The organism is Paractinoplanes polyasparticus (assembly GCF_019710575.1).
Lineage (GTDB): Bacteria > Actinomycetota > Actinomycetes > Mycobacteriales > Micromonosporaceae > Actinoplanes > Actinoplanes polyasparticus.
Map to the genome: position 1 here is coordinate 56,019 of NZ_JAHWFK010000020.1, position 19,417 is coordinate 75,435.

12 protein-coding genes are annotated in these 19,417 nt (G+C 72.2%); 9 read left to right on the forward strand and 3 right to left on the reverse strand.

The annotated features are described in order from the left end of the window. The first annotated feature begins 34 nt into the window (after positions 1–34). The 3 genes from KXC43_RS20620 to KXC43_RS20630 are packed head-to-tail and all read left to right on the forward strand — an operon-like array spanning position 35 to position 6,705. Complete coding sequence (locus tag KXC43_RS20620) at positions 35–3,055, forward strand: FtsX-like permease family protein (protein WP_221377731.1); 3,021 nt, start codon at positions 35–37, stop codon at positions 3,053–3,055. Continuing rightward, complete coding sequence (locus KXC43_RS20625) at positions 3,052–6,039, forward strand: FtsX-like permease family protein (protein ID WP_221377732.1); 2,988 nt, start codon at positions 3,052–3,054, stop codon at positions 6,037–6,039. Before KXC43_RS20620 ends, KXC43_RS20625 begins: the two co-directional genes overlap by 4 nt. Positions 6,040–6,051: 12 nt before the next feature. Further along, the gene (locus tag KXC43_RS20630) at positions 6,052–6,705 is read left to right on the forward strand and encodes an ABC transporter ATP-binding protein (protein WP_221377733.1); all 654 of its coding nucleotides are present in this window, start codon (positions 6,052–6,054) and stop codon (positions 6,703–6,705) included. On the opposite strand, the gene KXC43_RS20635 is transcribed toward KXC43_RS20630, so the two are convergent. Then, positions 6,702–7,544 (reverse strand): ABC transporter ATP-binding protein, encoded by an 843-nt coding sequence (locus KXC43_RS20635; RefSeq protein ID WP_221377734.1) that lies wholly within the window; start codon positions 7,542–7,544, stop codon positions 6,702–6,704. The genes KXC43_RS20630 and KXC43_RS20635 overlap by 4 nt on opposite strands. A gap of 68 nt (positions 7,545–7,612) precedes the next feature. On the opposite strand from KXC43_RS20635, the gene KXC43_RS20640 reads away from it, so the two are divergent. After that, the gene (locus KXC43_RS20640; protein ID WP_221377735.1) at positions 7,613–8,557 is read left to right on the forward strand and encodes a ribose-phosphate diphosphokinase; all 945 of its coding nucleotides are present in this window, start codon (positions 7,613–7,615) and stop codon (positions 8,555–8,557) included. Continuing rightward, positions 8,547–9,437: a glycoside hydrolase family 88 protein gene (locus KXC43_RS20645; RefSeq protein WP_221377736.1), complete on the forward strand. Its 891-nt coding sequence runs from the start codon at positions 8,547–8,549 to the stop codon at positions 9,435–9,437. Before KXC43_RS20640 ends, KXC43_RS20645 begins: the two co-directional genes overlap by 11 nt. 171 nt (positions 9,438–9,608) lie before the next feature. Here KXC43_RS20645 and KXC43_RS20650 read toward each other — a convergent pair whose 3' ends face one another. Then, positions 9,609–10,682: a lytic polysaccharide monooxygenase auxiliary activity family 9 protein gene (locus tag KXC43_RS20650; protein WP_221377737.1), complete on the reverse strand. Its 1,074-nt coding sequence runs from the start codon at positions 10,680–10,682 to the stop codon at positions 9,609–9,611. Between the two features lie 184 nt (positions 10,683–10,866). Here KXC43_RS20650 and KXC43_RS20655 point away from each other — a divergent pair, with 184 nt between their 5' ends. The 4 genes from KXC43_RS20655 (at position 10,867) to tuf (ending at position 17,184) form a co-directional block, all read left to right on the forward strand. Then, positions 10,867–11,628, forward strand: a complete 762-nt coding sequence (locus KXC43_RS20655; RefSeq protein WP_304522915.1) for an SIR2 family NAD-dependent protein deacylase — start codon at positions 10,867–10,869, stop codon at positions 11,626–11,628. A 68-nt stretch (positions 11,629–11,696) separates the two neighbouring features. Beyond that, the gene (locus KXC43_RS20660) at positions 11,697–13,724 is read left to right on the forward strand and encodes a hybrid sensor histidine kinase/response regulator (RefSeq protein WP_255644464.1); all 2,028 of its coding nucleotides are present in this window, start codon (positions 11,697–11,699) and stop codon (positions 13,722–13,724) included. A gap of 139 nt (positions 13,725–13,863) precedes the next feature. Continuing rightward, on the forward strand, positions 13,864–15,717 hold the full coding sequence (locus KXC43_RS20665; RefSeq protein WP_255644465.1) for a serine/threonine-protein kinase: 1,854 nt from the start codon (positions 13,864–13,866) through the stop codon (positions 15,715–15,717). 276 nt (positions 15,718–15,993) lie between these two features. Next, positions 15,994–17,184: an elongation factor Tu gene (tuf, locus tag KXC43_RS20670; RefSeq protein ID WP_221377739.1), complete on the forward strand. Its 1,191-nt coding sequence runs from the start codon at positions 15,994–15,996 to the stop codon at positions 17,182–17,184. 41 nt (positions 17,185–17,225) lie between these two features. Here tuf and KXC43_RS20675 read toward each other — a convergent pair whose 3' ends face one another. After that, on the reverse strand, positions 17,226–19,058 hold the full coding sequence (locus tag KXC43_RS20675; protein WP_221377740.1) for an FGLLP motif-containing membrane protein: 1,833 nt from the start codon (positions 19,056–19,058) through the stop codon (positions 17,226–17,228). Between the last annotated feature and the right edge of the window lie 359 nt (positions 19,059–19,417).

The following is a 19,417-nucleotide window of genomic DNA, read 5'->3' on the forward strand; positions in this document are numbered from 1 at the left end:
AACCTCCCGGGGGATCCGGCCGGGGGAGGCAGTCATGTTCACGCTCATCTGGGGCGCGGTGCGGACCCGCACGGCCCAGGTGCTGACCGTGCTGATGCTGACCGCGCTGGCCGCCGCCGTCGCCGCGGCCGGGCCGTGGTTCGCCTACGCCAGCATCAACCGCGCGGCCACGGCCGACGTGACCGCCGCCCCGCCCGAACAGCGGACCGTGTCGGTGCGGCAGATGGCCGACACCGCGGGCGACCCCCAGGCCGCGATCGACGACCTCGCGTCGAGGGTGCAGAGCCAGTTGCCGCTGCCGCAGGCCGACCCGGTGACCGGGCTGGCGCTGCCGCTCACGGCCAGCGCCGGCGGCGGCGCCCCGTCCATGAATCTCGCCTTCCGCGACGACTTCTGCGCCCACGTGCAGCTTGACGGCGCCTGTCCCGCCTCGCCCGGGGAAGCGGCGATCAGCGTCGCCGCCGCGCAGCGGCTGGGTCTCCGGCCGGGCGACCCGATGACCCTGCGGGCGTCGCCCGGCGCGGAGCCGATCGTCCTGACCGTGGTGGCGACGTTCACATACATCGACTCGGGCGGCACCTACTGGGGCAATTCGCTGTTCGAGGCGAACGGCGGCCTCGACCCGGCCTTCACGCCGATCGAGACGTTCCGGTCGGATCAGCTCGGGGAACCGTCCGTCACCTTCGACCTCACCGTGCCGGACGAGTTGTTGCGCGGCGAACAGGGGTTCCGGCTCGGCCCGGTCCTGCGCGAGGCCGAGGTGCGCCTCGCGGCCTCAGGCCTGCGGCTCGTCAACGCGACCGGGCCGCTGATCGAGGCGATCGACCGCAACCGGCAGGAGATCGAGGTCGGCGTCGTCGTCGCGATGGCGCAGACGCTGGTGCTCACCTGGTTCGCGATCGGCCTGGCCGGCCACTACACCGGGCGCGACCGGCGCGGCGACGCTGCCCTGCTCAAGCTGCGCGGCAGCACACGGTCCGCGATGCTGCGCCTGGTCTGGGGGCAACACATGCTGCCGCTGACCGCGGGCGCGCTGATCGGCGTGCCGCTCGGCTACCTGCTCGCGCGGTGGCTGGCCGGTCCCGTCGCCGCGCCCGTCGAGCAGCGGGAGGCCCTGCTGCTCTCCTTGGCCGCGGTTGTCGCGGTGCTGCTCGGCGGTCTCGTCGTGCTCGCCGTGGTCGAGGCCGTGGCGCTGCGCCGCCCGGTCGCCGAGCTGCTGCGCGAGGTCGGCTCGGGTCGTGGCGACTGGCGGGGCGGGCTGGCTGACCTGCTGCTGCTCGTGATCGCGGTGGCCGCCATCTATCAGGCCCGGTCGAGCGCGCCCGACAGCGGGCTGGCGCTCGCCGCTCCGGGCCTGGTCGCGCTGGCTGTGGCGTTGCTGGTGGCCCGGCTGCTGGCCCAGGCCGCCGACCGGGGTGGCGGGTTGGCGATGCGCACGGGTCATCTGCGGCTCGGCCTCACGTCGGTGCAGGTCTCCCGACAGCCCGGCAGCGACCGGGTGTTCGCCTTCGTCGTCGTCGCGGTCGCCCTCTTCGCCACCACGCTGGGTCTGACCCTCGGCGACAACCGGGCCCGGGCCGAGCGCAGCGAGGCTGAGCTGGGCGCCGAACGGGTGCTGTCGGTGCAGACGCCCACCCGCGCCACGTTGCTCGACGCTGTGCGCCGTGCCGATCCCGAGGGCGACCAGGCCATGGCCGTGGTCGTCGACCGCACCAACGCTCCGCCCTTGCTCGCGGTCGACAGCTCCCGGTTGGCCGCCGTGGCCCGCTGGCGCCCGGTTTACGGCCCGGCCGGCCTGCTCGCCGCGGCGACGGCCGACAACCCCGGTCCGAGGCCCGCGCCGGCCATCACCGGCGACCGGCTCACCTTGCGGCTGCGCAACGACAGCCGGCAACCGGTCGCGGTGGGCCTCTCCCTTCAGCACGAGGGCACCGGCCTGCCCGTCCAGGTGCGGTTCGGCACGTTGCGCAAGGGCGAGCAGTCGCTCACCGCGCCGGTCTCCGGGTGCCGTACGGCGCCCGGCTGCCGCATCCTGCGCTGGCAGCTCAGCAGCCCGGTCGAGGCCAGCGGCAGCGTCCCGCCCGCCCCGCCCCGCAGCGCGGTGACCCTGCGCGCACTGAGCCAGCAGGGGCCGTCGGCCGAGATCCTCGGCCGCAGCCAGCTCGGTGACATCGCCCGGTGGCGTTCCGGCACGGCCGGCGCGGCCCTCGACATCGCCACGGTCGACGGGAACCTGCGTATCTCGAGCGACGAGAACCGGGCCGGCACCCCGGACATCGGCATTCAGGTGTACGCCGTGGACAGTGCCCTGCCGCCGCCGGTCGTGCTGGCCGGGCCGCCGCCGGACGAGTGGCGGTTCAAGGAGCCGTCGATGTCGTCGCTCGGCGATCAGCCGGTCCCGGTACGGGTCGACGGCACCACACGCGTGCTGCCCGCGGTGGGCAGCAACGGTGTTCTCATCGACCTCGAGACCAGCCGCCGCATCGCCGGCGACGCCGACGCGCCCGGTGAGTTCCAGGTCTGGCTCGCGCCCGGGGCCGGCCCCGGCATGGTCGACGCGCTGCGTGCGGCCGGGCTCGTCGTCACCGGCGAGGACACGGTGGCTCGCCGATCGAGCCGGTTGGCCGACCAGGGGCCGGCCGCGGTCGCCCGGTTCGGGCTGCTCAGCGGGGCGGTCGGGCTGCTGCTGGCGGCGGCGACGCTCGGGGTGGCCGGCGCGGTCGACCGGCGCCGGCGGCTGGAGCAACTGCGGGCGTTGCGTCTTCAGGGGCTCCCGCTCGGGGCGGCGGTCGGCACGGCGTACGCGGGGGCCTGGGTGTTGATCGTGGCGGGTGTGATGGTGGGGCTGGTGGCGGCGGCGATCGCCGACCCGCTGGCGCGCGTGGCTGTGCGCGGCTTCACCGACGGGTGGGACGTGCTGCCGCTGCCGGGCGCTCTGGGGTGGCCGGCCTTGGGGCTGGCCGGGCTGATCGCGTTCGGGCTGCTCGGCCTGGTCGGGTGGCTTTCGGTGCTGCCGCTGGTGCGCGGGCTGCGCGGCGGGGCGGCGGGGCGATGATGTCGCTGGTGCTGGCCATGGTCTGGACCAGGCGTGGACAGGCCGTCACCCTGGCGCTGCTGTCCCTGTTCGCGGTCGCCTCGGCCGTGGCCTCGCCGGCCTACCTGACGGCGATCGACCGGGCCGTCGCGGCGGGCCAGATCGAGACGTCCACGCCCGGCGAGCGCAGCCTCGTCATCACCGGCATGCAGGACGCCCGGGTCGACAGCGGCGCGCCGGACTTCACCGACGTCGGCGCCGCCCTGATCGAGCTGCCCGGATTCACCTATGTCTACGGCTCGTCCTACCCGATCATCGGGCTCCGGCCGGACAACAGCAACGCCGACCGGATGGTGTTCCGGCAGGACGTCTGCGCCCACCTGCGCATCGTCAGCGGCCGCTGCCTGGTCGGCGAGGACGACATCGTCGTCGGGGCGGCGACGGCCCGGCGCCTCGGGCTGACCGCCGGCGACCAGGTGGCCCTGTCGTCCGCGGCATATGTCGAAGTCCCGCAGCCGCTGTGGGTGAGGGACGGTGACCCCAGGCGGCTCGTCATCGCCGGCACCTACGCGGTCGAGGACCCCGAAGACGTCTACTGGGGCACGCACGGCTATTTCACGACCCTCCCCGGTGTGGGGGCTTCGGAGCCCGTCTTCACCGGTGCGACGACGTTCACCACGATGGACCACGGCCTGACCGACCTGTCCATCGACGGGCTGGCCGGCCCCGACGCGCTCGACCCCGACCGGCTCGGCGAGCTGCGTGCCGCCCTGCTGGAGCTGATCCGCAAGGCCACCGAGATCGGCCCCAACCTCCAGGTCAACACCGCCGTCCCGGCCCTGCTCGACCGCATCGACTCGGGGCGCGCGACGGCCCACCTGCTGGTGCCGGTGCTGGCCGTCCCACTCGTGCTGCTCGCCTGCTTCAGCATCTTCCTGGCGGTCGGCTACGGCACCGAGGGCCGCCGGCCCGAGCTCGCGATCGTCGCGTTGCGCGGCGCGCGTTGGTGGACCCGGTGGTGGCTGGCGATCGGCGAGAGTCTCGCGGCGATCCTGGCCGGCGCCGTGGCCGGCTGCCTGGCCGGCCAACTGCTGGTCAACGCGGTGGCCGCGGCTCGGTTCCCCGGCGTCGGCATCGAGGAGGGCTGGGATTCCCTCCGGTACGCGCCCTACGCCGCGCTGGCCGCACTGGCCGCAGCCGTGCTGGCTCAGCGGCGCCAGCTCGTCAGCCCGGTGGCCACGCTGCTGCGGCGGCCGGTGACCGCCGGCCGCCACCGCGCGATCACTCTCGACGCCGTGATCGTGCTGCTCGCCGTCGTTTCCGTGGGGCAACTCGTGATCACCGGCGGGTCGCTCACCGGCGTCGGCCTGCTCGCTCCCGCGCTGGTCATGCTGGCGCTCGCATTGCTCGCCGGGCGCGGCTTGCTGCCGCTGGTCACCCGGTACGCCTCCGGGGCGCTCGCCGCCGGCCGGCTCGGTCCGGCCCTGGCCGGCTTCCAGCTCTCCCGCCGTCCCGGCGCCCAGCGGCTCTTCGCGCTGCTGGTCGCGACCGTGGCCGTCGCCGGATATGCGACCTGCGCGATCGACGTGGCCGCCCGGGGCCGGGTCGTTCAGGCCGAGCTCGGCGTCGGCGCGAGCCGCGTGCTCGAAGTGAGACCGGTGCACCGTAGCCGGCTGCTGCATGCCGTAAGACAGGTCGACCCGGAGGGGAAATTCGCCATGGCGGCCGCCCGCCTGCGCAACACTGACGGCCGTGAACCGCTCGGCCTGGCCGTCGACTCGACCCGGCTGACCACCGTGCCGAGCTGGCCCGACGGCGCGCCGCCGGCCGGTGAGGTGGCGCGGGCGCTGCGCCCGGAGGCGCCCGCCGCGCCCACGATCGGCGGCCCCGACCTCAGGATCAAGGCGACCGCCGGCGGCATCGTGAAGGGCAAGGAGCTGCGGCTCAATGTGGCCGTCTCGTCGCTGACCGGGCTCGGCGAGACTCTGGTGGCGCTCGGCGACCTGCGCCCGGGCGAGTGGACCTACAAGCAGCGGGTCGATGCGTGCGACCAGGGCTGCCGCATCAACGGTTTCCAGCTTCAGGTCAACGGCAACGTGGTCGGCGTGACCGGCGAGCTGACCCTCGAGAGCGTGAGCGGCGACTCCTCCTGGCTGCAAGACGCGAGTCGATGGCGGATGGTCCGGCACGGCCGGGTCGGCACCGCCCCCGAGGGTCTGCGCATCGAGGTCGACGAGCCCGGCGGATTACCCGACGGCGCCTGGGTGCAGCCGGTCGACACGCCCTACCCGTTGCCGGTGGCCTACGCGGGGAGCCCGCCGTCCGGTGACGTGCTGACCGGCCTCGACGGCCGGCCGATGGCGGTCACCGGGGTCGTCGGCCTGCCCGCCGTGCCGCGCCTGGGCGAGCACGCCAGCCTGGTCGACCTCGAGTACGCCGACCGGCTCGCCACCGACGCCGCCCTGGCCCTGCTGCCCGAGGTGTGGCTCAACTCCCGCGCTCCGGCCGACGTGGTCGACCGGCTGACCGCCCAGGGCCTGACGATCCGCTCCGACACCCGGTCCGCGCAGGTCCTCCGGCAACTCGCTGAGCAGGGCCCGGCCCTGTCGCTCTGGTTCCACCTGCTCGCGGGCGGGCTCGCCGTGCTGCTCGGCGCGTTCGTCCTCGTGCTCGCGGCCGCAGTCGACCGGGCCCGCCGGGTCGAGGACCTCTCAGCGCTGCGCGTGCAGGGCCTGCGCCGCGCGACCATGAGCAGGGCGACGCTGTGGACCTACCCGGCACTGGTCGGCATCGCCGCGGTGACCGGCATGCTGATCGCGCTGGCCGGGTGGGCGGCGACCGCGTGGGCGCTGCCGCTGGCCGGGGTCGACCCGGTCGACCTGCCGTTGCCGTCCTGGCCCCGGGTGCTGATCCTGGTCGGCGTGACGGTGCTCGTGCTTCTCCTGCTGGCCGCCGTGGCCCTGGCCACGGGCCGCGATCTCCGTCGTCGAATAACGCCTTCCTGAGGGGACCACCACGTGAAGACACTCAGCGTCGCCGGGGCCGACCTCGCCTGGGACAGCGACCGCACGGTGCTGCGGGGCGTCTCGGTCGAGGCCCGCCCCGGTCAGATCCTGGCCGTCACCGGCACGTCCGGCGCCGGCAAGACGACCCTGCTCAGCGCGATGGCCGGCCTGCTGACACCGGTCGCCGGCGAGGTGCTGGTCGACGGCGAGCGGCTGACCGGCCGCGACCAGGCGGTGAAGCTCGGCGTCGTGCTGATCCCGCAGGACAACGGCCTGGCCGCGATCCTGACCGCCGCCGAGAACATCTCGGTCGCGGTCATCGCCACCGGCGGCACGGCAGCCGAGGCCCGCCGGCGCACGGCCGAGGCGCTCGAGCCGCTGGGCCTCTCGGGCCAGGCCAACCAGCTCATCGAGGAACTCTCCGGCGGCCAGCAGCAGCGCACGGCCATCGCCCGCGGCCTGGCCCTGCAGGGCGACATCCTGCTGGCCGACGAGATCACGAGCGAGCTCGACGCGGCCAACCGCCAGCGCGTCATGGAACTGCTGCGAGCCGAGGCCGCCCGCGGCGCCGCCGTGGTCTTCGCCACCCACGACCCCGAGGCCGCCGCCGCCTGCGACCGCGAACTCCACCTGGGCGACGGCGAAGCCGTCTGGGTGCGCGGTTAGGCCACGGTCTCCGTTCCGCCCGGGACGAGCGTGACCTCGCCGTCGATGTGCTGGACGGTGAACAGGGTGCCGGGCGGATACGAGCCCAGCACCTCGGGCGGCAGCTGCACGGTGCCGTCGCCGGCCACCACGGCGAAGTCCTGGCCGTCGCGGCCCTCGGCGCCGACCCGGCCGTCGCGGATGGTCACGGCGCGGCCCAGGCGCGCGCCGACCTCGTTGTCGTGGGTGACGACGACGATCGTGGTCTGGCGTTCGGCGTTCACCGTCTCCATCGCGGCCAGCACCTCGTCGCGGCCGGCGGTGTCGAGGCGGCTGGTGGGCTCGTCGACCAGCAGCAGGCCCGGGCCGGAGGCGATGCCGACGGCGAGCGCGGCCCGCTGGCGTCCGCCGGGCGTGAGGTCGGCCAGTCGCTGGCGGCCCTGACCGGGCAGGCCGACCAGGTCGAGGATGCGGTCGGGGTCGTCGAGGGTGATGCCGCGGGTGTGGGCGGCGCGGCGCTGGGCCAGCCAGATGTTGCGGTGCAGCGACGCGTACGGCAGCAGGTTGCGGGCCGCGCCCTGCAGGACCACGCCGATCTCGGTGCCGCGCAGGCGGGAGATCTCGCCGTCGGAGAGCTTGCCCATGTCGTAGGTGCCGATGTTGATCCGCCCGGCCGAGGGCCGCATCAGCCCGGCCAGCAGGGCGATCAGCGTCGACTTGCCCGAACCGGACGGGCCGACCAGCGCGATCGTCTCACCCGGGGCGATCGACAGGTCGACACCGGCCAAGGCCACCACATCGCCCGCTTCGGCCCGGTAGATGTGCACCACGCGCCGGCACGCGACAGCGAGTCCGTTCATGGTGCCCAACCTAGCGTTTACGGGGACCGCATTTCTCACCCGTCGACCGGGCATTTTAGGGTGTGACCGTGCGCGACATCGCCGTTTTCTCCGGATCCGCCCATCCTGACCTTGCCGCCGAGATCTGCGACCACCTCGGGGTGCCGCTGCTGCCGATCCGCACCTCCCGCTTCGCCAACGACTGCATCGAGGTGCAGTTGCAGGCCAACTGCCGTGAACGCGACGTCTACCTGATCCAGCCGCTCGTTCCGCCGGTGCAGGAGAACCTCGTCGAACTGCTCTTCATGCTGAACGCGGCCCGGGGCGCCTCGGCCGGCCGCATCACGGTGGTGCTGCCGCATTACGCGTACGCCCGCAGCGACAAGAAGGACGCGCCGCGCATCAGCATCGGGGGCCGTCTGGTGGCCGACCTGCTCACCACGGCCGGCGCCGACCGGGTGCTGGCCATGACGCTGCACTCGCCGCAGGTGCACGGCTTCTTCAACATCCCCGTCGACCACCTGCACGCGCTGCAGGAGCTGGCCCGGCACTTCCGGCGCTACAACCTGGAGAACGCCGTGGTCGTCTCGCCCGACCTGGGCAACGCCAAGGAGGCGGCGGCGTTCGCCCGGCTGCTCGGCATCGGGGTGGCGGCCGGCGCCAAGCAGCGCTACGCCGACGACAAGGTGGTCATCAGCACGGTGATCGGCGACGTCGCCGACAAGGACGTGATCGTGCTCGACGACGAGATCGCCAAGGGCAGCACGGTCTTCGAACTGCTGGACCGGCTGCGCGAGCGCAACGTCCGCAGCGTCCGGGTGGCCTGCACGCACGGGCTTTTCGCGGCCGACGCGGTGCAGCGGCTCTCGGCCGAGAAAGAGATCGAAGAGATCGTCTGCACCAACACCGTGCCGATCCCGGCGCAGAACCACACCGAGAAGCTCACCATCCTGTCGGTCGCGCCCGCTCTGGCCGAGGCGATGCGCCGCATCCACAACGGCGAATCGGTCAGCGCGTTGTTCCATGACGCCTGACGGTCGGGTGCTCGACGCGCTGCTCGCGATGCAGCGGCAGAGCTGGGAGCAGGGGGTCGCCGCGCACGCTGCGCTCGACCTGGGCCGGGACGACCTGGCCTACCTGATGGCTTCGTCGGCGGTGGCACGGCAGACGCCCGACGGCCGGCTCGGCGGCCCCGACGACAACGCGGTCAACGGCGCGGCGTGCGGAGAGGCGGTCGTACGGGCCGGGTTCGCGGACGCCGCCCGGCGCCAGCTCGACTTCCTGCTGCACGATGCGCCGCGTACGCCGGACGGGACGATCTGCCACGTGCTCGGCTCGTCGCAGGTCTGGGCGGACACCGTCTACATGGTGGTGCCGTTCCTCGCGTTGAGCGGCGAACTGGACGAGACCGTGCGCCAAGTGCACGGGCACCGTCGGCACCTGTGCCGGGATGGGCTCTATTCGGCGATCGAGCCGGGCCGCCCCGCGCGCTGGGGTGGCGGCAACGGCTGGGTGGTGGCGGGAATCGCCCGGGCTGTCCGGCTGGCCCCGTCGCTGGTGTCGACGGATCTGCCGGCCCACGCGCGCGAGGTGCTGGACGCATGCCTGGCCCTGCGCCGCGACGACGGGTTGTTCCACGACGTGCTCGACGATGACACGTCGTTCCGCGAGACGAACGCCGCGCAGATGTTCGCCTACGCGGCCCTGACGGGCGCCGCTGACGGGTGGCTGCCGGACACCTATGCCGCCGTGGGCCGGGATCTGCTGGCCGCGGCCGCGCGCGAGGTCGACGAGCACGGCCTGGTGCGGAACGCGTGCGGCGCGCCGACCTTCGACCGGCCGGGGACCTCGGCCGAGGCGCAGGCTTTCCACCTGCTCGCGACGGTAGCCGCCGAGCGGAGGCCCGCGGGGTAGTGGTGTGCTGACGGGGGACGGGGAGGGCAGGACGCCGTCCCCCGCAGCTTGAAGGTGATCCGCCGGGTTGAGCTGGGCTCCTTTCACCGGGATCAATAGATGGGAGCGCTCCCAGAAACTGTAACGGCTGTCACTGTCCAGCGCCAGGGGGTGGGTGCCTCAGTGGAGCCGTCAGGTGGTGGCCGCGCAGGTCACCGTGGGGGTGGTGGCGGTTCCGGAGCCGATGTAGCCGAAGCTCGTCGTTCCGGCGGCCGGCAGGGCGCCGTTGTAGGCGGCGTTCTTGGCGACCAGCGAATTGCCGCTTGCCGAGACCGTCGAGTTCCACGACTGCTGCACCGACGGGGCGCTGCCGTAGGCCAGCGTCACCGTCCAGCTCTTGATGGCCGACGAACCCACGGTCACCTGGACCTCGCCCTGGAAGCCGCCCGACCACTGGCTGCTCGTCGAGTACGTCGCGGAGCACGCCCCGGCGGCCGGCGTCGTCGGGGGAGTGGTGGGAGGCGTGGTCGGCGGGGTCGTGGGCGGGGTGGTCGGAGGTGTGGTGGGCGGCGTGGTGGGCGGGGTCGTGGTGCCGCCGAAGTTCACGTCGCTGCAGAAGTAGTAGGACTGGTCGCTGTGGCTGGCCTGCCAGATCGTGTAGAGCAGGGCCCGTCCGCTGCGGCCCGGCGCGGACACCGGGACGTCGATCTCGACGCCGTCGGCACGCTGGGTCCACCGGGCGGCCGGGGTGTTGCCGATCTGCGAGACCTGCTCGAGGTCCGACCACTTCAGGGCCTGGGTGACCGGGTTGAAGCCGGGCTTGCTGACGTACACCCGGATGTAGTCGGCGCCGTGGCGGGCGCCGTCGAACAGCTTGACGTTGAAGCTGTTGCCGACGTTGGTGGCCTTCCAGTCGCCGATGGCGTCCAGGGCGCTGTAGCGGCCGCTTTCCGTGCGGCCGCCGCTGCACAGCTGGCCGTCGGGAATGGCGCCCTGGTGGTTGCCGGCGACGTTCTCGCGGAACAGCCCGTTCCAGTTCCACATGGCGTTCGGGTTGGCCTGCCAGGCCTGCCAGCACATGGGGTCCTCGGTGGCCATGGCCGGGTCCTGGAACTTGCTGCCCCAGCGTTCGAAGCAGCCGTAGTTGCGCGACGCCGGACCGGTGACGTTGCCGTGCGCGCTCGCGGGGGAGGCCGGCGCGAACAGTACGGTGAGGCCGGCGAGCAGAAGCCCGGCCAGCGCGCTGAAGAGAATTCTGGATTTCATGAGGGCATGTGCTCCGCATGGTCGGTGGCCCGGTGGACAGGCCAGAGGGATCCGCGGGAGCTGCCCTCAACTCCCGAATCGCATACACCGGCGGGTGTCGTAACACCGTTACATAAAATCGACGATTGTCAATAGTGGAGAAAACCCTTCGTTTCCCGTGCGCCGCGACAGGCACACTTTCGCGATGGACCCACTGAGCGCTGCGACCGATATGGGCGCCGCCGCCGACCTGAGCGCCGCAGTCAAGCTGATCGCCGGAGCCGAGCGGCTCGTCGTCTTCACCGGGGCCGGCATGTCGGCCGAGAGCGGCGTGCCCACCTTCCGGGACACGTTGACCGGACTGTGGGCCCGCTACGACGCCGGGGAGCTGGCCACCCCCGAGGCCTTCGAGCGTGATCCCGCCCTGGTCTGGGGCTGGTACGAATGGCGGCGCGAACTGGTCGAGCGGGTGCGGCCGAACGCCGGCCACGAGGCGGTCGCCCGTCTGGGCTGCACCGTGATCACGCAGAACGTCGACGACCTGCACGAGCGGGCCGGCTCGAAGAACCCGATCCACCTGCACGGCTCGCTCTTCGCCCCACGCTGTTCCGGGTGCGGGAAGCCGGCGGACGGGACCGCAGTTGGCGGGGCGGGTGGTGAAGGGCCGAGGACCCCGCCCGCTTGCGGGTTCTGCCAGTCCCTCGTACGCCCGGGGGTGGTCTGGTTCGGCGAGACGTTGCCGGTCGCCGCGTTGGAGGCTGCGGTGGAGGTCGCAGCCAACGCCGACGTGCTGATCACGGTGGGTACGTCGGGGGTGGTGTATCCGGCGGCCGAGATCCCGCAGGTGACCGCGAAGATGGGCGGCGCCGTCATCCAGGTCAACCCGCAGCCGACGCCGCTCGACCCGTTCTGCACGGTCAACCTGCGGGGACCGGCGGCCCGGGTGCTGCCCGAGATCGTCCGATGAATGGTTGCAAACCTGGCGAACCGGCACCACGCACCTCGTAAGGCGCGGATCATGTCGTCATGGGTGTCATGGCTTACCCCCTCCGGTACGCGCTCGCCGATCTGGCCCTGGCACTGAGCCGGGTCTCGCACGAACCTGCCGCCGTGCAGTCCACAGCTGCCCGCGCCGCCGCCGACATGATCGGTGACGGGGCCGGGGTGCAGCTGCTGCGCGACGACGGGCGCTACGACTCGATCACCTACCACCATGTCGACGACGGGCGGTCGGCCTCGCTGGCCCGCGTGCTCGATCACGTCGACCAGCTGCCCGACGACGACTTCTCGACGGCGCTGGCGGCCAGCCGCCGGCCCATCGTGCTGGCCGGCGACGGCGTCGAGCCGCTGGCGGGCGAGGAGCACGAGATCCACTCGGCCGTCCTGTGCCCGGTGATCGTCGACAACACGTACGCGGGATATCTGGTGCTGACCCGCGAGGCGCCGGGGTCGTTCTATTCGACGGCCGAGGTCGAGCTGGCCCGGGACATCGCCGGGGAGCTGGCGCTCGCCTGTTCCAGCGCGCGCGCCCTGGAGCGGCTGCGGGCCAGCGAGGAGCGCTATCGCCGGGTGCTCGAGACCATCCCCGAGGGGGTGCTTCAGCTCGATCCGGACGCCGTGGTGACGTACGCCAACGAACCGATCGGTGTCGTCCTGGGCATGCCCCGCTCGCAGCTCGTCGGCGTCTCGCTCCGCGGTTTCCTCAACGACCAGGGTCAGAAGGAGCTGGACCGGCGCATCACCGAGTGCCGGGAGGGTCGCTCCACGGTCGGTGGCACCCGGCTCATGCGGGCCGACGGGTCGCAGCGCAGCGTCCGGATCAGCATGATGCCGCTGATGGGCGATCACGGCGAGTTCACCGGCGTTGTCTGCATGGTCACCGACACCACCGATCACATCGACGCCCGCGGTCTCAAGCGTCAGCTCGACCACCTGCGCCGGCTGGACAGCCTGGGTCAGCTCATCGGCGGCATCTCGCACGACTTCAACAACCTGCTGACCGTGGTCGGCGGCTCGGCCGAGATGATCTCCGCCTCGACCGAGGAGACCAGCCAGCAGCACAAGCTGGCCGTGGACATCCTGGACGCGGTCGGCACCGGGCGCTCGCTGACCCACCAGTTGCTCGCGTTCGGCCGCAGCGACGGCAACCGCCCCGAGATCATCCCGATTCCGGACCTGCTGACCGATGTGCAGTCTCTGTTCAGCCGTACGCTCGGCGAGCACATCGGCCTCGACCTGGCGTTCGGCCCGGACGTGTGGGCCGTGCGGGCCGAGCGTGGCCCGCTGGAGCAGGCGCTGGTCAACCTGGCCGCGAACGCCCGCGACGCGATGCTGCACGGCGGCATGCTGCGGGTGGCCGCCATGAACGAACTGGTCGAGGCGGGTAAGGGCCCCGAGGGCGTGCCGCCGGGCCGGCTCGTGCACATCGTCATCACCGACACCGGCGTGGGCATGAGCGCCGAGGTGCGCCGGCGGGCGCTCGAGCCGTTCTTCACCACCCGCCCCACCGCCGCCGGTCTCGGGCTGGCCACGACCGCCGGCATCGTGCAGGCGCTGGGCGGCCACATCGAGCTCGAGTCCGAGCCGCGGATGGGGACGACGGTCCACCTCTATCTGCCCGCGGCCGAGGAGAAGCCGCTGGCCGTGTCCGGCCGTCAGGGCGCGCCGGCCGTTATCGGCCGGGTGCTCATCGTCGAGGACCAGCCCGAGGTGGCGCAGCTCGTGCAGCGCCTGATCGAGCCGGCCGGGTACGCCATCACGGTCGCGACCGACGCCCTGCAGGCGGTGACCCAGGTGGCCGCGGGCGCGCACCCCGACCTGCTGATCACCGACGTGGTGATGCCGACGATGACCGGCCCCGAGCTGGCGGCGGCGCTGCGGACGCACCAGCCGCACCTGCCGGTGCTCTACATGTCCGGCTACACGGCGGCATCGCTCGGTCCGCAGCTGCACCTCGACGACAACAGCATGCTGATCGAGAAGCCGTTCACCCGGTCGACGCTGCTCGGGGCGATCCGCACGCTGTCCGGTACCAGCACGAACGACACCGCCACGTCCAAGTAACGGCGAATCCGGGACTCCGACCGAAGGTGCGAAACCGGGCGTAAAGGCTTGCTATCCGAAGCGGACAAACAGCAATATTCCGGGGCATTGTCCGCTGCGGAAGGACCGTCGAGTGACCCAGCATGGCACGAGGGACCGGTTGAGCGTCGGATCACGCGCCGACACGCACGGCACGTCGACCATGGACCTGAGCGGACGGTGCGTCGGCAGCTCGTACGTCCTCCAGCGCCCGATCGGGCAGGGCGCCACGGGCACGGTGTGGGAGGCGCTCGACCGGGCCACCGGCGAGCCGGTCGCGGTGAAGCTGTTGCACGAGAGCCTGCTGCGCCAGCCCCGGTTGGTCACCCGCTTCGTGCAGGAGCGCACGATCCTGCGGATGCTGCGCCACCGCAACGTGGTGCGGGTGCACGACCTGTTCAGCGTGGGCGAGACCATCGGCCTGGTGATGGACCTGGTCAGCGGGGGCAGCCTGCGCGACCTGCTGCGTACCCGGCCGACCGTGGCCGTGGGCGAAGCGGCCCGGCTCACCGCGCAGGTGGCGGCCGCGCTGGCCGAGGCGCACGACCTGGGCGTCGTGCACCGCGACCTGAAGCCCGACAACATCCTGCTCGCGACCACGGACGGCCGCCTCGACACCCGGCTGACCGACTTCGGGGTCGCCCGCATCCTGAACACGCCGAGCATGACCACGCCCAACGCGGTCGTCGGCACCCCGCACTACATGTCGCCCGAGGCCTTCCACGGCGCGACGGCCAGCCCGGCAACCGATGTGTACGCCCTCGGCGTGCTCCTGTACGAGCTGGTCAGCGGCCGGCCGCCGTACCTGAGCGACTCCATCCCCGATCTGATGCGTCAGCACCTGGAGGGCAACCCGGTCCGCCGTTCCGGCCTCCCCGACCCGGTCTGGGACGTGATCATGGCCTGCATGGCGCAGAAGCCCCGCCTGCGCCCGACCGCCGCCGAGCTGGTGGCCGACCTCTCCGACGTGGCCCGCCGCTTCGCCGGCACACCCGCGCTGCCGCCACCGCCCGACGCCCTGTCCGCGCCGCCCCGATCCGCGCCCGTCCTGCACTCCGCGTCGCTCCCATCGGCCGACGACTCCTGGCTGGTCTCCCCGACAGCCGACCGCGCTGCCCGGTCCGGCCGCGCTGCCTCGTCGGACCCCGCCGTTCCGGCCGTCCGCGCCGAGCCGGTGTCTCACCCGGCGCCGTCGCTCGTGCCGCCGCAGCGGCATCCCGGGAAGCGCAACGCTGTCCCCGGCTGGCGCTGGGCCCGTCCCGGCGCCACGATGGCGCTGGTCGTCGCCGCGATGATCGCCTCGGCGGTGGCCACCACCGCGTGGAACATGGGCCGGGACGACGGCGAGACCAAGGACCTGGCCGCCCCGCGGGTGATCGTCGAAACCGCGCCCGCGGCCGCTGCCCCAACTCCCTCGACCGCCGCGCAGCGCCGCACGAACGTGTCCGCGAACCGGAACGCCGGCCGCACGCCAGCCGGCAACACGCGCCCGCTGCCGGCGGTGGGCACGCCGCCTGCCCCGGCGACGGCGGCTCCGACCGTACGGCCCAAGGCCGCGCAGAGACCCACCAAGCGCCCGCCGACGCGGTCGCCGCACCCCGAGGCCCAGCCGTACGGCCCGTGGCAGTGCAACCAGAGCTTCGCGATCGACTTCCGCACCAAGACCGCGGCCCGCGTCCAGCCCTGCCACATGCTCGGCCGCGACGTCCGCTACCAAGCTTCGGTGACCGCCCCCGGCGGCGGCCGCGGCCGCATCGCAGTAGCCCTGAAGGACGCCACCACCGGCCGCGTGGTCGGCCCCACCAGAACCTGCGACGACCTGATCTTCGAGGGCGATGCCGCCACCCGAACCTGCGGCCCGTCCGCCGCCAGCCCGCCCCGCGGCCACAGCTACGCCGTGGTCATGTCCTTCAGCTACGACCGCGACGGCCGCACCCTGAACAGCGAAGCCAAGGGCGCCACCTTCACCTGGTGACGCCGGGTCGCACCCGCGGGAATTAGGTGGAGGGGCGCCGCGTTACCGCCTACCGTGATCCGCATGTTCGCGCTCGGTGTGCAGCTGCCCCAAGGGGCGGCTCCCGTGTGCGTGCGTTCTCTCAGCGGCGCCGATACCCGAATCTGACCCTTCCCCAGCAGTAGCAGAACCGCAGGGGAAGGGTGGTTCGACCCTGCGGTTCTGGCGTGTCCCGACCGGCAATCGGGCGCGCATCCCAGTAATGCCTTGCATCCAGTGAGGATCGAGAAGACAACCATGGCCAAGAGCCAGTTCATCCGCAGCAAGCCGCACGTCAACATCGGCACGATGGGGCACGTCGACCACGGGAAGACGACCCTGACCGCAGCCATCACGAAGGTTCTCGCCGACCGCGACCCGGCCTCCAACCGGTACGTGGCGTTCGAGGGCATCGACAAGGCGCCGGAGGAGGCCGCCCGCGGCATCACCATCACCATCGCGCACGTCGAGTACGAGACGCCGAGCCGGCACTACGCGCACGTCGACATGCCGGGCCACGCCGACTACGTGAAGAACATGATCACGGGCGCGGCTCAGGTCGACGGGGCGATCCTGGTCGTGTCGGCGCAGGACGGCTCGATGCCGCAGACCCGCGAGCACGTGCTGCTCGCCCAGCGGGTCGGCGTGCCGTATCTGGTGGTGGCGCTCAACAAGAGCGACGCGGTCGACGACCCGGAGCTGCTCGACCTGGTCGAGCTCGAGGTGCGTGAGCTGCTGAGCGAGTACGGGTTCCCCGGTGACGAGGTGCCCGTGGTGCGGGTCAGCGCGCTCAAGGCGCTGGAGGGAGACCCGAAGTGGGTCCAGTCCATCGTGGACCTGCTGGACGCGGTCGACGAGTACGTGCCGGTCCCGCCGCGCGAGCTCGGCGAGCCGTTCCTGATGCCGATCGAGAACGTGCTCACCATCAGCGGCCGCGGCACCGTGGTCACCGGCAAGATCGAGCGCGGCACGCTGCGCGTCGGCGACCCGGTCGAGGTCGTCGGGCTCGGGCCGACCATCGCCACCGTGGCGACCGGTCTCGAGACGTTCGGCAAGTCGCTCGAGACGGCCGAGGCCGGCGACAACGCGGCGATCCTGCTGCGCGGCATCAAGCGCGAGCAGGTGCAGCGCGGTCAGGTGGTGGCGGTGCCGGGTTCGGTTACGCCGCACCAGAAGTTCGAGGCGCGGATGTACGCGTTGACGAAGGAGGAGGGTGGCCGGCACACGCCGTTCGCGACGGACTACCGGCCGCAGTTCTTCTTCCACACCACGGACGTGTCCGGCGGCATGGACCTCGGCGGCATCGACCTGGTGATGCCGGGCGACACGCTCGACAAGGTCGCGGTGACGCTGGGCAAGCCGGTCGCGCTCGAGGTGGGCGCGGGGTTCGCCGTCCGCGAGGGCAACCGCACGGTCGCGGCGGGCACGGTTACGGGCCTGCTCGACTAGCAAATGGGGTGGCCCCGGCCGATCTGGCCGGGGCCACCCGTCTATTCAGGACGGGTCCGAGCGGCGGCGTGGGAGGCGGCTTCACTCACGCTCTGTGAAACTCGGGCCACAAACGAGAAGAAGTAATACGCGGCGCGGGTCGCGGGCTCCTGCAGCGGCGCCCACAGCAGGCCCCTGACCCGCCTGCGCAGGGGCGCGCTTCGCCGGCGCCAGTCCGCGCACCATCGCCAGCCCCGGGCCAGCCCCCGCCCGGCCAGCACCACTTCGTCGCGGTAACGCCGCGCGGCGACCCGTGGCCGGAAGAGTTCGCTCAAGGGCGGTGAGTGGCTGTCGCCGGGCTTCCATGTCGGCCGGCCGGGCCACTGGAAATAGCCCCAGAAGGCCAGCGACAAGGTGCCGAAGACGACAAAGAACAGGACCGCCCTGAGCTCGGCGTTGCCGGTAATTTTGTCAGCATCGAACTTGTCGGCGTTGGCGTGCACTTTGAGCTGGAGCACCATCCAGAAGAACCACCCGGCGCCGAACTGGAGGATGGTCCAGAGCCAGAGACTCCAGCCGGCGAGGGTCCGCCCGTCGAGGAAACGCATCGGCAGGAGGGCGAAGATGAGGCTTTCCGCTCCCAGCACGACGAGCCAGTAACAGATCGCGTCGAAGACGACCGCTGCCCAGCCGGCCGCCCCCGAATGCGCGGCCGGCGAGATGACGGTGAATCCGGCGTATCCGGCCGCGACCAGCGCGGCCAGGCACAGCGCACTGAACAGCACCGCGCGACCCTTGTTCGCCTCGGGTGGGTGCTTCTGACCGCGCAGCATGAAGAACATCGCGAACAGCCCGAAGGTGTACCCGGGTTCCAGCTTCAGCCCGTGCGAAAGCAGTCCGCAGAGGACGGCGAACACGAGGGCGGGAAGCGGCACGGTCATCACCGCCTTGCGGAATCGACGCAGATGGAGCTCGCCCGGCGTGGCGTAAGCGGCCATCACCAGGGGCGCGGCCACCGCCAGCGCAATCGTCTGGGCGATGATGTTGCCCTTGTCGCCGCCGGCCGGGCCCTCATCGCTGCTGAGCAGCAAACCGAGGCTGACCGCGGCTGCGGCCAGCACCACCCCCTGCACCCAGGGCGGCACCGAAAGGAGCTTCGAGAGGTGGCGCAGGTGAAGGAAGCGGTGGATCTCCTCCCGGCAGTTCTCATAGGTCTTGTTGAATATGTCGGCCGGGAACGCGACCAGAATGATCAGCACGGCGGCGAGGGCTGCGGCCAGCACCATGATCGGGATGGTGAAGGAGAGCTGATCGAACGTCGGGAGGAACTCGCTCTTCGAGATCGGCGGCACACCCGCTCGCTCGGCCACCGGCGACAGCGAGGGCGCCGGGGTCGTGCTGGGCGGCGGAGGGGGAGTGCCGGGTGCGAGCGCGGCGGGCGGCGCCGCACTCGCGCTGGGGGTGGGGGACGGGCTCGGTGTCGGTGAGGACGTCGGCGCTGTCGGCGGGAGGTTGGGTGTCGACGGGGTGGCCGGGCTGGTTGGTGTGGACGGGCGGGGCGTCGGAGGGATCGTCGGGTCGCTGGTCACCGGATCGCTGGGGGGCGTGGACACGTCCGGCTCGGGCTCGACGGTGAAGGTCTGCCGATGGCCGCTGTCGTCCCAGAGGCAGCGGACCGTGGCCTCGATGGTGCCGGTGGCTTCGGCGGGCACGGTGAGTGCGGCGGTGAAGCGTCCGCTGTCGAAATCCGGATAGGCCTTCTCGAAGCTGTCGAGGCCCGACCACTGGACGACGACCGGATCGCGGCCGTCACCGCGCGGCGGCTCGCAGATGAAGCCCGCGCCGGAGACCAGGACCTCCGTTCCCGGCCGCCCGCTGCGCGGCTCGAGGGTCACGCGTCGTGGCTGCTCCTGCGGGTTCGGTTCCGGATCGGTGTCGGTTGACTGTGTCGGCTCTTGCGGCTCCCTTGGCTCTGGTGGCTCGGACTCCGAAGGTTGCGACGGCGCCTCGGCGATGCGGGCTACAAGCGTGCTGCCCGGACCGGCCGCCGGCGTGGGTCCTTCCGCGGCGGACGGGGCGCTGAACGTGAAGACGGCCGACACGGCGAAACCGATGGCCAGGGCGACCGCGAGGGCCGGACCGCGTCGGGGGTCCGGCGATGGTTCTGTCACGAAGGTGTTCCTCTCGCCCGAGGAGAGAACCGAGTACCTCTCGGATCGCCACAAAATTCGCGAATCGGGCAGAGGTCAGCGTA